This window comes from Shewanella scandinavica (assembly GCF_031932065.1).
In the GTDB taxonomy this organism is placed as follows: domain Bacteria; phylum Pseudomonadota; class Gammaproteobacteria; order Enterobacterales; family Shewanellaceae; genus Shewanella; species Shewanella baltica.
In genome coordinates, this window is sequence record NZ_JAUOES010000013.1 from 74,859 (window position 1) to 89,471 (window position 14,613).

A 14,613-nucleotide genomic window follows, 5' to 3' on the forward strand; every position below is an offset into this window, starting at 1 on the left:
TACTAACCAAAATAAATCATCAACCAGCATCTATCACGTTTACAGACACAGCTAATGGTTCACCCAAAGGGGTTTTAACCGTAATAGTTAATTGTCCAATTGTTTTCTTGTTTGGAGAGGTTTCTAAACCAATAGTAAAAGGATATAGCAATGGTTTATTAGAGGTATTATTTCCTATTGTATAAGTTGAGGTTACTGAACTTAATACACCATTATCTGCAGTCCCTGTTATCGTGGTTCCAAATGGAAGCGTATTATTATTTATATCTGAAAGGAATAAATAAACAGTTTGTGGTGCATCGACAGTTAAATCAATCGGTTGCACAGGGGTAATACTTCCAGTTACTGCATCTATATTCACCAGTCTCATGAAGGGAGTACTGCCAGACATGACTAATGGAAGATTTCTAAATACATTCAACTGAGCTTTAAAATTATCACTCCCAGTATCAGTACATTTTGCCTCAGAGCCTTGCGCACAAAGTAAACCAGTATACTTACCATCTGCAACATCAAAAGAACCGCTTACATTATAATCAACAAATTCTTCTTTAACCGCACCTGCAGGTAATGGTGAACCTCGATATTTACCATCTTCGTTATGATCTGTGAACGCTTCAGATAAATCACTAAAATCTTCACCTTCATCAAATAACCCATTTCCATTTAAATCAACAAAACTCTCTTCTCCAATCGCGTAAGCCGTAATTGTCGTTCTACCCGGACGTGGTTCTGCAATAACTGAATTAGTACCGTCAAGATAGCGAGCATAACTATTACCTGTACATGGGGGAGTGATAATTCCATTAAACCCACCATTAGGGCAAATCACTGTAGTCCCTTTGAAAGGACGTGAATCTTGACTTCGCCAAGTCACAGAGCAACCGCCATTAGGAATTAATATACCTGCACCATTATCCTTGGAGCCAGTAACACATGAACTATCAATACCACCTCCCTCCGTTCTAAAACTGATTCGAGTACCAGAAGGAACAAGGTTGTTAAAATGATCTGCAGCTAAAACATTAATTATTGATTGCTCATTGTCGTGATCCCATCCTTCAGGATTAAGAATAGTTGCAGATAAAGAGAAACTATCATTATCAGCAAGTCCTGTAGATACAACTAACTCATCTGAAATATTAGAAATAGTTGCATCATGACCGTTGCCAGTACTACCAGACCATAAAGCAAATACTTTTACAGGTGTAGGAATATCACCAGCTTTTACCGTAACAGAAACTTGACCAAATGCATCCGTGTAAGCCACTGCATATTTATTAGGTAAACTCAGGTCTGAAGGGTACTCAGCATCTCCAGGTTGAGGCATATTGCTACATGCCAAATAATCCTCAGCAAGAGGTGATGGTGATAACGTCATACCTCCTACTTCGGTACTCAATTCAAAACAAAATCTTTGCTGGCTAGCAGGTTGACCAATTTCATTTAATAACTTGAATTGAACAACAGACGTCTCACTACGTGCGCCTACTCCTGCAATTCCACCAGTGCCACTCAGTGCCAACTGATTAGGTGTTGCAGAAATAAACTCAATAGCTCCAACTTTTACTGTATCAACTGTAATTTGAGTTGTCTTAGACACTGAGCCGCCACCAGTAACAGCTGAAACAGATATTGTATCTAATCCACTACATCCTGTTGAACGATAAGTCGAATAACCTTTACCAGCATTAGTGACTATAGGCGAATCAATGACAGCTTTACCAGCAGCAACACATTCTGATGAAAATTCTAGAGTGAAAGGTTGACCTGTCGATAATGAACCATCAGGATTGAAAACCGTAACTTCGACAATGGTAGACCCACCTGCTGGTAAAGAGTTATTGCCTACACTTGTTTTTATATCGAGGCTAATATTTACTCTACCAATTTCAAACGCTTTAGTTGAGGTAGCATCTTTCACTTTTAAAGAGACTTCGCCAGCCCCTACGTTACCATTTGCGTACAAATCAAGAATAGCTTTACCATCAGCATTCGTGATGGCGGTCCCCGAATTAGGGCTAATAGCTCCTAAGGTTGTTGCGGCAGTAACAAGTACTTGCTGTAGAGCTTGCGTACTACCAGAACGCGTAACTTTAACACCAATAATACCGGGTTTATCGTTTGTAATATTGTCTGTTATCTTACAAACTTCAAAGTTCTTTAGTGCCTTATCCCATGCAACCACACCATTACAATCATATATATCAAAACTGATTTCTGGGCTTGCTTCTATAGGGTCTATATCATCACCAGCGGTTACAAAACCGACAATAGCCTTCGCAGTACCATAACTTGCAGTGACTTCACCTGCACCTTCAACACTACCAGCAGTTAAGGTAATAGAAGCTCGGCCAATTGAATCTGTTAAAGCAGTTCCTTTCGTTGGAAGGAAGTTACCCAAGGAACTACTAAAGCTCACTACTTTACCAACTAATGGAGTGGTATCTTTATCAACTAAAGTAACTGTTACTTTGCTCGGTTGTGCCGCACTGACATTAGTAGTTGGTAATCCCGTCTGGCTATTTGTCAATTGAATTGATAAGGAATTAGCCTCGCCATTTCCACCAGGTGCATCGCCAGCGACTTCAAAGTTAAAGCTATCCGTTATTGTTTCATTATCAAGGGAGAAGCTAGCTGTAACCGTTCCAGCACCAGCATTTGTTCCAGTAATTAACGTTACAGATGCATGACCATTTAGGTCTGTTAATGCCGTTCCTGAAGAAGGATTTAATGTACCTTGTCCAGTCAAATTGAATACGACTGTTTGATAGCTTGTCGGAATACCGTCTTTCAATAAAGTCGCAATTACAGTTCCTGGAACAACATGGCTGATATTTCTTAACTCTTGGCCCTGTGAATCAGAAATTGTTAGCGCAATGCTATACGCATCAATTGGCTTAATAACAACTTCATCACCCGATGTCTCAAATCCAAGCGATTCAGTATTTTCATCAACTTTAGCAATAATATTACCAGCTCCAGCAACTGAACCAGCTGTAATTTCTATTTTAGCAAGTCCTTGAGCATTGGTAAGTGCAGTGCCTGATAGCGGTGAAAATTTACCTAAGTTTGAAGTGAAAGTTATCACCTTCCCAACTAATGGTTCATCTAAACCATTAGTATATATGGCACTAACGGTACCAGGTACCGCAGAACTAATTTTTGTTATAGTTTGTCCTTGGGCATTTTGTAATGATAGTTTAAGTTTATTGCCCGTTCCAGGCTGAACTACACCATCACCTTTTGAATAAAAACCCTTGGTTACGGAGGCCCCACTCGCAACACTCGCCGTTACATTTCCAGCACCAGCTAAAATTGCAGTATCTAGCTTAACCGTTGCAACGCCAGATGAGTCCGTTAATTGCGTCCCAGTTGAGGGAGTAAATGAGCCTAAAGCGTCGTTATCTAATTTAAATGAAACAACTACACCTGCTAGAGGTCCAGTCTTAGAATCCACAACCGTTGCTTTTACTTCCGCAGGGGTAGCGACAGAAACACTATCGCTATTAGAAATACTGAGAGTGACAGTAACAACACCCGGTGTAGGCGTTGTCCCTCCATCATCGGAGATACTGCCTCCACCACCACATGCAATTAAAAAAAGTGAACACAATCCTGCGAGAAAAACCTTATACGCTGACTTCATTGTCAGGCTCCCTGTTACTCTGATGATGATACTTAAGCTAGACGCTTATTACTTATAGGCTAACATTACACAATTTTCACCAATTTTACTCGCTACAACCTTATTTTATTTCACAAATAACACAAATACTTTAACGCTATTTGTCATTTCATCTTCGCCGTTTTCTTGCTAGTCTTGTGAGCGCCAAAAAATAGAATGTATAAAAAACACACAGGACTCCCCATGGCAATTTCGATAAAAAATAAACTCGGCCTTACAAGTAAAATTCTGATCGGTATGGGAACAGGTATTGTCTTAGGTCTCATACTCCGCAATGCCTTTCCAGAAAGCGATATCGTAAAAGACTATATTACCGAAGGTTTTTTACATGTTATCGGTACCATTTTCATCTCCAGCTTAAAAATGTTAGTTGTTCCTTTAGTCTTTATTTCATTAGTTTGTGGCACTTGCTCACTGAGTGAGCCTTCAAAATTAGGCCGTTTAGGGGGCAAAACCCTTGCTTTCTATTTATTCACCACCGCAATTGCTCTCGTAGTTGCGATTGTCAGTGCCGTACTTATACATCCAGGGAACGCTTCACTCGCTTCAGAAAAAATGGAATACATTGCCAAAGAAGCGCCCAGTCTTTCAAGCGTGATTATCAATATAGTCCCCACCAATCCGATGCAGGCATTGAGTGAAGGCAATATGCTGCAAATCATTATTTTTGCGGTTATTTTTGGCTTTGCTATTGCCCATATTGGTGAACGAGGTAAACGAGTTGCGGCTTTGTTTGAAGATTTAAATGAAGTCATCATGCGCGTCGTGACACTGATTATGCAATTGGCACCTTATGGTGTGTTTGCGCTGATGGCAAAACTAGCATTAACGCTTGGTTTAGAGACCTTTGGTAGCGTAGTTAAATATTTCTTCGTAGTTCTCGGTGTATTACTGGTCCATGCGTTTATTGTTTATCCGACACTTCTAAAACTCTTCTCAGGCCTCAATCCATTAATATTTATTCGTAAAATGCGCGATGTGCAATTGTTTGCCTTCTCAACAGCAAGTTCAAATGCCACTTTACCTATTACCATAGAAGCCTCTGAGCATAGATTAGGGGTCGATAATAAGATTGCTGCCTTCACGCTCCCCTTAGGTGCGACCATTAACATGGATGGCACTGCAATTATGCAAGGCGTGGCCACTGTATTTATCGCCCAGGTTTTTGGCATTGAACTCTCGCTCACCGATTATGCCGCTGTTGTTGTGACAGCAACATTGGCATCCATTGGTACAGCTGGCGTTCCGGGTGTAGGACTTATCATGCTGGCCATGGTTTTGAATCAAGTTGGATTACCGGTTGAAGGTATTGCATTGATTATCGGTGTTGATCGCCTACTCGACATGGTACGTACCGCAGTTAACGTGACGGGTGACTGTGTCGCAACAGTGATTATTGCGAAATCTGAAGGTGAATTTAACGAGCAAGTGTTTAACAACACACAAGCGGGTAAGGCTGCTAGAAGTTTTGATGAGCAAGTTCATCATTCAGATAAATCTAACTAGCCTTAGTTAAATACCCATCACGCCCAGCCTCTGTGTTGGGCGTTTTTATTGTCATCCCAAAACCACCGCCTCTGGCGGTGGTTTTGGGATGACAATAAATAAGTTCTTATTTTGACCACAAGTTCCGCTCGGTCAGCAAAGGTTAAGTTCGACTAAGATATGCTAAGACTCTATTTGGTTATCAGTGTGATTTTGCGTAGACTGCTTTGCTAAGGCTTAGATCATCCACATTAAGGCATGTATATTATGAGAATTTTGGTTGTTGAAGACGATCCTATTTTATCCCACCACTTAAAAGTGCAATTAAGCGATCTCGGCAATCAAGTTCAAGTGGCGCTCACAGCCAAAGAAGGTTTCTATCAGGCCACAAATTACCCGATCGATGTCGCAATTGTCGATTTAGGATTACCCGATCAAGATGGCATTAGCTTAATTGAACAACTCAGAGAAGCCGATCTTAAAGCGCCGATATTAATCCTCACCGCACGTGTCAATTGGCAGGATAAGGTCGAAGGCCTAAATGCCGGAGCCGATGACTATTTAGTTAAGCCCTTTCAAAAAGAAGAACTCGTCGCTAGGTTAGATGCCTTAGTGCGCCGCAGTGCAGGATTTGTTAAGCCGGTAATTTGCAGTGGGGAATTGAAGCTCGATCTCGCCGCCAAACAAGTCACCTTGAGTGATGAAATCATGGAAGTCACGGCCTTTGAATATTTAATCCTCGAATATTTAATGCGTCATTGCCACGAAGTTGTTGCCAAACAACGTTTGCTCGATGTGATATATGGCGATAAAGAAGGCGATCCAAACACCATTGAAGTCATGGTCAGCCGCCTGCGCAAAAAACTGACCCGCGATGGCATTGATAATCCCATCGTCACCATTCGCGGCCAAGGATATAAATTTAACCTGCCATGCAATTAAGATTAAAATTTAAGAAACGTCTGCTGACGCGGATGTTTCTCACCTCACTATCGATTATTGCCTTAGTGGGTTTTGGGCTCGCATGGATGGTCAATATCCTGCATGCGCAGAATAGTTATAACGAAGAAACCGCACAACTCATTGCCGAAATTCCCCAAGTCGCCGCCGAATTACGGGAGCACGATCTCATCCCAGATACCAGTGCGTGGCTAGAGGAAAATAATAAGCAAGAACGCTATGTGATTGCGAGTTGTGATGAAAAATTCAAACAAGTTTGGACTTCATCCCTCGCAGTAGACCGTGGCTTATTTGATACTTGCGAGCGTTTTAACGAAATTCGCAACGATTCTCCGCCCTATTATCTTACTATGGCCGATGACAGAGGTTACTTCGTCTATTTGCTCGCGGTGGAAATTGCTAGCGTACATTACAATTTGCTCGTCCTCAAAGATGCCGCCAAACTCGAGCAGGAATACAGTAAGTTCAGTAAACGCACTTATATTCGACTCGCCATGGTATTAGCCTTAGCGCTAATTCTATTGGTCAGCGCCGCCTATTGGGGAATGCGACCCTTAGTACGGATGCAGAATGAACTGCAATCGATTAACCAAGGTAAGAGTAAATCACTTTCAGAAGGCTATCCTGTTGAACTCGAAGGGGTAACCCAAGCACTCAACCAAATGCTGCAACAATCGAGCGCCCAACAACAGCGCTATCAAAATGCCATGAACGACTTAGCACACAGTCTCAAGACCCGCTTAGCGGCTGTGCATGCCATCACAGATGACGCCAGTTTGAGTAAACAATCGGCGAGCGAAAAGATCATGGAACAGGTCAGTCAGATGGATCAGCTGGTCAAATATCAATTAAAACGCGCCATGTTAGGCCGCCAAGGCCTGAAGCAAGAACAGACTGTGATTGCGCCCTTAGTCGATCAATTAGCGCAAATGTTGTTTAAAATTTATCGCGACAAGCAAGTGCAGTTCTCAGCAAACATTCCTCCCGCCTTAATGTTCCCTGGCAACAAGGGCGACTTGATGGAACTGTGTGGCAACCTAATGGAAAACGCTTTCCGCTTGTGTATCAGTCAAGTGCATGTCTCAGCTCAAATTAATTCGCATGGCGAATTTGAACTTATCGTTGAGGATGATGGCCCGGGTGTTGAAGAAAACCTAAGACAAAAGATTATCCAACGCGGCGTTCGGGCAGATACTCAGTCACCAGGACAAGGTATCGGATTAGCTGTGTGTGATGAAATTGTTCACAGCTACGGTGGCAGTTTAAAGATTGAAGAAAGCCACTTAGAAGGTGCACTCTTCAGGATCCGTATCCCTGTTTAACAACAGGGATAGCTCAATACAAAGATATTGACAAGCATCTGGACTGGATGCTGGACTTTATCAGGCAATCACAGCGTATAACTGCTCAGCTCGATTGAACATGATCCAAGAGGTAGCAATGTATTTGTCACCACTCAAGGGTTTATTGCCCCTATGCGTATGAGTGAATCCCGCAGGTGCTATCACCATAGTGCCTTTTTTCGGGGAAATTTTACGCTGCTGATAATAAAATTCGGTTTCACCGCCCTCTTCCACATCATTTAAATAAAACATATAAAGTACGACGCGATGTAAGGCTTCATTGTGGCCATTCTGCGGGAATTGCTCCGAATGCCAGTGGGGATAACCGCCTTTATTCTGCTGATACTTTTGAACATTAATACTGCCACTGCGATACAAATACTTGACTAAACCATCGGCTCTAGGCGCACCCAGCGCTGCAAAATTAGCAGGGGTTAGCGTTACAGGTTGGCCTTGTTCATCACTCACAGACACAGCGACCGCGCCCATTAACGCCATTGAATACTTTGTGAAATAATCTACCGCGCCCTTTAAGGTATAACCTAAGAGTTCGTTTCTGAGGGGCTGCAGGTCGGCGAAACTATCTAAGGTCAAATCGCGGCTGACCTTCTTCTCCAGATCAACGCCATTGCCCGTTTGTCCGTCGACAACGCCAGCATGTTGCTCAAATGCCAGAATGAGACGGTCACACAAGTCGTTTGGCAACGCATTAGGGTATACTTCAATAAAGTCCATACTTCCTCAATGGATTGGCTACTTTCTAGGCTTACTATGCTGACATGTTAGTTAAGTAATTGTAAAGCAGCATCATTGAGATAAAATAACCCACATTAGGCTTCACGATAACAAGAATATGAAAAAAAGCTGTAAAGTCTCAGTCCATCAACTTCAAGTCGGCAACTTTGTGCGTTTGCCCGTGGCTTGGAAAGATCATCCCTTTTTATTCAGTAGCTTTCATATTAAACAAGCTGCGCAAATCGAGTTGATTAAAAATCTGGGCATCGAGCATGTCATTGTCGATTTAGAGCGCAGTGACGTCGCCCCGATACATGCAGATGCGGTCAACCCAATCAAACTACCGCCAAGTGCTGAGATCAATGTGCTTAAAAACGACATGGATCAGTACAAAGCTGAACAAATCGAAGTGCAAAAGAAATTACGCCGCGACATTCATAAAACCGAGCAAAACTTTACCCGCTCGGTCGCCATGATGCGCAGCCTCATTTCTAAGCTGCGTAATCGCCCCTTAAATGCAGTCGATGACGCCAAAGATTTGGTCCATACCATAGTCGAGCAGCTGCTCAACTCAGATAACTTAGTGCTGCACTTAATGAGCGATGCTAAGCAAGATGAAAGCATTTACTACCATTCTTTGAACGTCGCGATTCTTTCTATGTTAATCGCCAAAGAACTCGAATGGGATAGAAGTGAGATTGAAACAGTGGGTCTCAGTGCCCTATTCCACGACGTGGGTAAATTAAAAGTCCCACCACAAATTCTTAAAAAATCGACCCCTTGGTCAGCGCCAGAGCTTAATTTCATCAAGCAGCATCCGTTACTTGGGATAGAACTGCTCAAATTAGCCGATAATTTCCCCCAAGCGGCATTGGCTCCCATCACCAATCACCACGAGTGTCTCGATGGCAGTGGTTATCCCAAAGGCTTAAAGGAAGAGGCGTTAGACAAAGTATCGCAACTGATTGCGGTAGTGAACGAATATGATTCCCTGTGTTACCCAAGCCAACAGGGCAAAGCCAGAATGCCCTATGCCGCTCTGGGGCATTTGTACAAGCAATACAAGACTAAGCTCAATCAAGAATACATTGGCAAGATGATCAAGATGCTCGGCATTTATCCTCCCGGCAGTGTGGTGGAATTATCCAGCGGTCAATATGCCATGGTGATGTCGGTTAACTTAACTAAATTGCTATGCCCTAAGATATTGGTTTACGATGCGTTAGTGCCTAAAGATCAAGCGCCTATCGTTGATTTAGAGATTGAAGGGATCAGCATAGTGCGCTGCTTACCCCCTGCGGCGCTTCCTGAAAAAGTCCACGAGTACTTGAATCCCCGCGAGCGAGTGAGTTACTACTTTGGTGGTGACAGTCGTAAATAATGGCTGAGTCAAGTAGCCGTACAATTGGTGCATAACTAGCGGCACTGATTTAATCAAAGTCATAGAGTTAGAGTCGTGGCATAAAGCTCATTAAATCAAGTGAAGTGATTAAATCACAGTGATACAATCGCAGTGATAAGAATAAGGGTCGAATATTATATTCGACCCTTATTTTTTTATTCGACAAAACCAACGCGTCTAGCGGCTAACTTATAACCAATGTTTACGTTTAAAGAAGAAGTAAGTACCGGCGGCACTGGCTAACATCATCACAATCGCCATAGGGTAACCGTATTGCCACTCAAGCTCAGGCATACTGGTAAAGTTCATCCCATAACTACTGGCAATCAAGGTTGGTGGCAGAAACACCACAGCGGCAACCGAGAAGATTTTAATGATTTTGTTCTGTTGCAGGCCACTGAAACCCATGGCCGCATCAAGCAAGAAGTTTAATTTATCGAAAATAAATTGACTGTGGGGCATCAGCGACTCGATATCCGATAACATTTCCCGCAAATCCTTCAAGTGCTCATCGGATAGCTGACCACGATAGTAACGCTGCATATAACGCAGTGAACGCTGGGTATCGAGCAAACTCAAACGGATTTTACCATTGGAGTCTTCTTGCAGAGTGATGAGCTTAAATACATCGTCAAGCTCATCGTTATCAAACACTTGCTCACCGACATTTTCGAGAACTGTGTAAACATCTTCGATTAAGTCAGACAGATAATCCACTTTCAGATTAAATAATTCGAGAAATAATTCCTGCGGCGTCGACACGTCTAACCGGCCCAGACGTAAATAGTTACGTAGCAAGCGGATAAGACCGACGTCTTCTTCACGGATTGTCAGTAAAAAATTGGCCCGAAGGTTGAAGGACACGTTAACACCACGCACATCTTGGCCGACACGCTGGGGAAATAACGAATTGATGTGCAAGCCATCGCTGTTTTGATAAAAACGTGCAGAGGCCTCAATTTCATTGATATCTTCTTCGTCAGGCACTTCTTCAACAGAAAAATGACTTAACCATTCTCGCTCCGCATCATCGGGTTTATACAGATCTAACCAAATGGTCGACGCGGGAATACTGTCCAGTATGCCGAGCTCTGTCACAGTAAGGTGACGATTTTCATACACATAAGCAGTAATCATTTGTCCTCCTGAAAAAAACTTAAGTTAACGATCCCACTTAAGTGCAGGCTAAAAAATTGTCGCTAGTTTACCGCATAAGTTGGCAATGAAAAGGCGCGAAGGATAATTTAGTAAAATAAATATGCCTTAATCGGTCTCGATGATCGTCAGCCGTTCTTGGGTCGAAAAGCGAATATGGATGCCATCGAGCGTCACCATTTTAGAATCTGAAATATCTCCCTTACGCACGCGATACTCACCATTGTTGTCAGCATTGGGTGACACGATTCTTACCGTGACTATTTTGTGCTGATCGCGCCAATACCAAACACTATAACTGAGCACACTCAGTCCGAGCACCACAAACACGCCTGTGAGTAAATAACGACGCCACAGGGGTTCATTTAAACGTTTAGTGCTGATATTCGCGGCCTGAGGCACAATTTGTCGCTGGCGCTTCATCAGCAAAAACCAAGCGCCAGCAATGACTAAGACTGTCAGTAAAATTTTAGTGAGCATGGCCCCTTCCTTTGATGTACTTAGCCTGCGCGCAATAATTAATATAATGCCAACTACAATCGAGTATTAACTCGTCAATGCCACACATAAGTTCGCGCATTATACATTGACCATCATACGCTGACTTAAGTGGATAAACTGTCTTTGGGATCAAGCTTAAAGCTCACAGCTAAAGAGATAAGGAAAATGGCGAGTAACAGTATGCAAAAGCAGTGGTTTGAAACAGCGTACAACAGCCTTGTTACAGGACGAAAAATGACAGGACGAAAACATCGCGGGCCATAGGTAAAATAAAAGGCAAAGGCCTAATCAGATTTACCGCGACAAAAGCGTCACAACACTCATGATGACTCAGCCACTTAGATTAAAAATCCTCAAATACCTTTGCCATTCGTTGAATTTGCGCCAAAGGTACGCCATGGCGATTCCGTTTGGCGCATTCCAACTGATGGGCAGGATTACTCGGTTCGCCCACAAGCACAATTCTAACTTGATAACCTAAGGCTTTTGCCGCCGCTTCATAGGCCATGTATTCCCAGCGGCACAGATTAGTGTTGTCGCAAATCACCACGGGCTCGCCTGAAGACAGTGCCTGAATAAACCCCGTCAGATTACATTGATGATACTCAGGCAACCTCTTAGCATCAAAACGGTATTCATCTTGATGGTAGAAAAAGCTATCGGTCGAAAAGACACCGCGTTGGCGCACGCCAATGGCTTTTTCTAAAGCAAGGGAAAGAATATAAGTTTCAACCCAATGTGACTTACCACTGCCCGGTAAGCCACGCATAATAATCGCGATTTTATCACTCATGCGTTCGACTCACTGCCAATCACTCTACCCGCTAAAATAGTCTCGACCAACTGAGGCACTAACTCCCCCGCTTTGCCCGTCAGATGATACTGGAACTGACTGTGTCTATCGGGTGCCATCATATTCACTTCAACCGTTTGCGCGCCGTGATGATTAGCTGTATCGACAAAGCCTGCGGCAGGATAAACAGTACCAGAGGTGCCAATGGCAATAAACAAGTCGCAGTTATCGAGCGCATCGTGAATTCGATCCATTCCTAAGGGCATTTCACCGAACCACACCACATGGGGGCGCAAACGCTGGGCAGGAATACAGCAGGTACAACAGTTATCGGCACCAAAAGGCTCACGCAGAATAAAGGTCTGACGTGAGCGCGGGCAGCGACCTTTGGATAGCTCGCCATGCATGTGCAGCAATCGACGTGAACCCGCACGCTCATGCAGATCATCAATATTTTGGGTCACGACCAATAACTGACCTTGAAATTCTGCCTCTAACTTTGCCAAGGCAAGGTGCGCGGCATTGGGCTCAACCGTACCACTATGCAATTGCTGCCAACGACTATTGTAAAAGCGTTCCACAAGTTCAGCATCACGTTCATACCCTTCAGGTGTGGCAACGTCTTCAATATGATGTTCTTCCCACAAACCATCTTGATCGCGAAAGGTGCGTAATCCCGATTCCGCAGAGATCCCCGCGCCGGTTAACACCACAATTTGCTGGTACATGCCGATTCCTTATTATTTTATTTATTTGAATTATTCTTACTGACTTTGGCAGCCGTGAATATTATTCCTTGGTATAACCATACAAAAACTATGCTTGAATTGCCGCAAAATATTGTGATTTAACGCCTATTGACACAATTTATCTGCATATCGCGCTATAAAGCCAGAACAAAGGTTTAAGTTTTCAACCTGAGCCCCTATAATGGCAAACACTATCCACGGATGAACCTATTGGTTCTGCAATCAAGAGATTAGCAATGACAGATGGAAATCAAGCGCTAAAAAAAGCGGGTTTGAAAATTACCCTGCCACGAGTCAAGATCCTAGAACTGATGCAAGGACCTGAAAACCAACATATCAGTGCAGAAGATTTGTACAAGAAGCTGCTGGATTTGGGTGAAGAAATTGGTCTAGCCACCGTCTACCGTGTGTTAAACCAATTTGATGATGCTGGCATTGTCAGTCGTCACCATTTTGAAAGCGGTAAAGCTGTTTTCGAACTCTCAACTCAGCATCACCATGATCACTTAGTTTGCCTGTCATGTGGCAAAGTGATTGAGTTTTCAGATGAAGTTATCGAACGTCGTCAAGATGAAATTGCCATGAAACACAACATTAAGCTGACGAATCACAGCTTATATTTGTACGGCACTTGCACCAATGATACCTGTGAGCATAACGACGCTTAGTCGACTTCAGCTTCCATCGCAGAGACACAAAAAACCAGCTTTAGGCTGGTTTTTTTATTGGATGATGTTAATCGGCAAATCGTTATAATAGCTTGGCGTAAATATTCACTTTATGGCCCATAAACTCATTTTGCTCGCGCCAGTGCATCCCCACTCGCTTAGCCACGCCTTCTGAACCGAGATTCCCTTCTAAGATAAGTGCGATTGTCTGCTCTATGCCAAAACGCTTAAATTCGGCTAATGCAGCAGATGCGGCCTCAGTGCCAATCCCTGTGCCCCAATACTCAGGGAAATAACGATAACCCAGTTCGACTTCATTAAATTCTGCAATGAATTTCGGGCCACAAAAACCGATCACACGTTTATCGGCTTTATGCTCTACCGCCCAGCGACCAAAACCATGTTGCTGATAATCGGCTTGGATCACCTGATGAAATAACTCAACCGCCTGCTCACGAGACGTAAAAGCAGCAGTGGGAATGTATTTCAGCATCGCCGGATTACTGTTCATCAAATACAGGGCTTCACAATCTTGCTCAGTAAATGGCCGAATAATTAATCGTTCAGTTTGGGTTATCATCTTTACTCCTTCAAAAATGGATCGCTTAATACATCAGCCTATCGATAAATGGTTACTATTGGCGTAACGTCAACGACACTACGCCAGAACCTTAAGCTTAACGGTGGTAATCACCACTGCGCTCAGGCTGATACAGGATTTCTTCAATTCGCACTTTTACCATGGAACCACCAGGGCCTGGCCATTCAATCTCATCGCCTTGAGACAACCCTAATAATGCACTCCCCACCGGCGCCAAAATAGAAATCGTGCCCGCGCCATTGATGTCTTTTGGATACACTAACCGTAAACAGAAGGTTTCATTACTGGATGAAACGCTAAACTTCACTTCCGAATTCATGGTCACCACATTTGCTGGCATCTGAGATGCAGGCACGATATCGGCCCTGTCTAATTCAGCCTCCAATGCCGCTTTGCCCGGAAACGCATTTGCCGGCAGTGACTCCAATAATCGCTCTAGTCTTTCTAAATCGATTTCCGAAATAATGATTTTAGGTGTTTTCACAGTCTTTCCCTCGTAAAGAAACGTGATGTTCAAGCCGTGACTCAGGCTA

General features: G+C 43.3%; 13 protein-coding genes. 5 read left to right on the forward strand and 8 right to left on the reverse strand.

Translation table 11 applies throughout. The features are described from left to right. Positions 1-19 precede the first annotated feature (19 nt). Positions 20-3,649, reverse strand: a complete 3,630-nt coding sequence (locus Q4Q50_RS12910) for an invasin (RefSeq protein WP_311899637.1) — start codon at positions 3,647-3,649, stop codon at positions 20-22. Positions 3,650-3,871: 222 nt separating this feature from the next. Here Q4Q50_RS12910 and Q4Q50_RS12915 point away from each other — a divergent pair, with 222 nt between their 5' ends. The 3 genes from Q4Q50_RS12915 (at position 3,872) to Q4Q50_RS12925 (ending at position 7,455) form a co-directional block, all read left to right on the forward strand. Continuing rightward, on the forward strand, positions 3,872-5,194 hold the full coding sequence (locus Q4Q50_RS12915) for a dicarboxylate/amino acid:cation symporter (protein WP_311899639.1): 1,323 nt from the start codon (positions 3,872-3,874) through the stop codon (positions 5,192-5,194). Between the two features lie 246 nt (positions 5,195-5,440). Continuing rightward, positions 5,441-6,115: a response regulator gene (locus Q4Q50_RS12920; protein ID WP_106650745.1), complete on the forward strand. Its 675-nt coding sequence runs from the start codon at positions 5,441-5,443 to the stop codon at positions 6,113-6,115. Next, entirely contained in the window at positions 6,106-7,455 is a 1,350-nt protein-coding gene (locus Q4Q50_RS12925) for an ATP-binding protein (RefSeq protein ID WP_106650746.1), read from the forward strand. Before Q4Q50_RS12920 ends, Q4Q50_RS12925 begins: the two co-directional genes overlap by 10 nt. Positions 7,456-7,515: 60 nt before the next feature. Here Q4Q50_RS12925 and Q4Q50_RS12930 read toward each other — a convergent pair whose 3' ends face one another. Beyond that, entirely contained in the window at positions 7,516-8,211 is a 696-nt protein-coding gene (locus Q4Q50_RS12930) for a 2OG-Fe(II) oxygenase (protein WP_311899640.1), read from the reverse strand. Between the two features lie 118 nt (positions 8,212-8,329). Here Q4Q50_RS12930 and Q4Q50_RS12935 point away from each other — a divergent pair, with 118 nt between their 5' ends. Beyond that, a complete protein-coding gene (locus tag Q4Q50_RS12935) occupies positions 8,330-9,592 on the forward strand; it encodes an HD-GYP domain-containing protein (protein WP_311899642.1) in 1,263 nt (420 codons plus the stop codon). A gap of 210 nt (positions 9,593-9,802) precedes the next feature. On the opposite strand, the gene corA is transcribed toward Q4Q50_RS12935, so the two are convergent. The 4 genes from corA to cobB form a co-directional block, all read right to left on the reverse strand. Continuing rightward, positions 9,803-10,750 (reverse strand): magnesium/cobalt transporter CorA, encoded by a 948-nt coding sequence (corA, locus tag Q4Q50_RS12940; protein WP_106650748.1) that lies wholly within the window; start codon positions 10,748-10,750, stop codon positions 9,803-9,805. Between the two features lie 126 nt (positions 10,751-10,876). After that, the gene (locus Q4Q50_RS12945) at positions 10,877-11,248 is read right to left on the reverse strand and encodes a hypothetical protein (RefSeq protein ID WP_261273131.1); all 372 of its coding nucleotides are present in this window, start codon (positions 11,246-11,248) and stop codon (positions 10,877-10,879) included. 364 nt (positions 11,249-11,612) lie between these two features. Further along, positions 11,613-12,062, reverse strand: coding sequence for an ATP-binding protein (locus Q4Q50_RS12950; protein WP_220590438.1), 450 nt, complete (start codon positions 12,060-12,062; stop codon positions 11,613-11,615). Continuing rightward, positions 12,059-12,790: a Sir2 family NAD+-dependent deacetylase gene (cobB, locus tag Q4Q50_RS12955; protein WP_220590439.1), complete on the reverse strand. Its 732-nt coding sequence runs from the start codon at positions 12,788-12,790 to the stop codon at positions 12,059-12,061. Before cobB ends, Q4Q50_RS12950 begins: the two co-directional genes overlap by 4 nt. Positions 12,791-13,047: 257 nt before the next feature. Between cobB and fur the strand changes: the two genes are divergently transcribed. Then, the gene (gene fur / locus Q4Q50_RS12960; RefSeq protein ID WP_106650752.1) at positions 13,048-13,479 is read left to right on the forward strand and encodes a ferric iron uptake transcriptional regulator; all 432 of its coding nucleotides are present in this window, start codon (positions 13,048-13,050) and stop codon (positions 13,477-13,479) included. A gap of 82 nt (positions 13,480-13,561) precedes the next feature. On the opposite strand, the gene Q4Q50_RS12965 is transcribed toward fur, so the two are convergent. Together Q4Q50_RS12965 and rnk are read right to left on the reverse strand one after the other, a co-directional pair. Next, positions 13,562-14,059, reverse strand: coding sequence for a GNAT family N-acetyltransferase (locus Q4Q50_RS12965; protein ID WP_106650753.1), 498 nt, complete (start codon positions 14,057-14,059; stop codon positions 13,562-13,564). Positions 14,060-14,156: 97 nt separating this feature from the next. Beyond that, entirely contained in the window at positions 14,157-14,564 is a 408-nt protein-coding gene (gene rnk, locus Q4Q50_RS12970; protein WP_220590440.1) for a nucleoside diphosphate kinase regulator, read from the reverse strand. Positions 14,565-14,613 lie beyond the last annotated feature (49 nt).

Excerpts from the sequence above, each read along its gene's own strand:
- Q4Q50_RS12910 (WP_311899637.1), bottom strand. The coding sequence starts at position 3,649 with ATGAAGTCAGCGTATAAGGTTTTTCTCGCAGGATTGTGTTCACTTTTT.
- Q4Q50_RS12915 (WP_311899639.1), top strand. The coding sequence starts at position 3,872 with ATGGCAATTTCGATAAAAAATAAACTCGGCCTTACAAGTAAAATTCTG.
- Q4Q50_RS12920 (WP_106650745.1), top strand. The coding sequence starts at position 5,441 with ATGAGAATTTTGGTTGTTGAAGACGATCCTATTTTATCCCACCACTTA.
- Q4Q50_RS12925 (WP_106650746.1), top strand. The coding sequence starts at position 6,106 with ATGCAATTAAGATTAAAATTTAAGAAACGTCTGCTGACGCGGATGTTT.
- Q4Q50_RS12930 (WP_311899640.1), bottom strand. The coding sequence starts at position 8,211 with ATGGACTTTATTGAAGTATACCCTAATGCGTTGCCAAACGACTTGTGT.
- Q4Q50_RS12935 (WP_311899642.1), top strand. The coding sequence starts at position 8,330 with ATGAAAAAAAGCTGTAAAGTCTCAGTCCATCAACTTCAAGTCGGCAAC.
- corA (WP_106650748.1), bottom strand. The coding sequence starts at position 10,750 with ATGATTACTGCTTATGTGTATGAAAATCGTCACCTTACTGTGACAGAG.
- Q4Q50_RS12945 (WP_261273131.1), bottom strand. The coding sequence starts at position 11,248 with ATGCTCACTAAAATTTTACTGACAGTCTTAGTCATTGCTGGCGCTTGG.
- Q4Q50_RS12950 (WP_220590438.1), bottom strand. The coding sequence starts at position 12,062 with ATGAGTGATAAAATCGCGATTATTATGCGTGGCTTACCGGGCAGTGGT.
- cobB (WP_220590439.1), bottom strand. The coding sequence starts at position 12,790 with ATGTACCAGCAAATTGTGGTGTTAACCGGCGCGGGGATCTCTGCGGAA.
- fur (WP_106650752.1), top strand. The coding sequence starts at position 13,048 with ATGACAGATGGAAATCAAGCGCTAAAAAAAGCGGGTTTGAAAATTACC.
- Q4Q50_RS12965 (WP_106650753.1), bottom strand. The coding sequence starts at position 14,059 with ATGATAACCCAAACTGAACGATTAATTATTCGGCCATTTACTGAGCAA.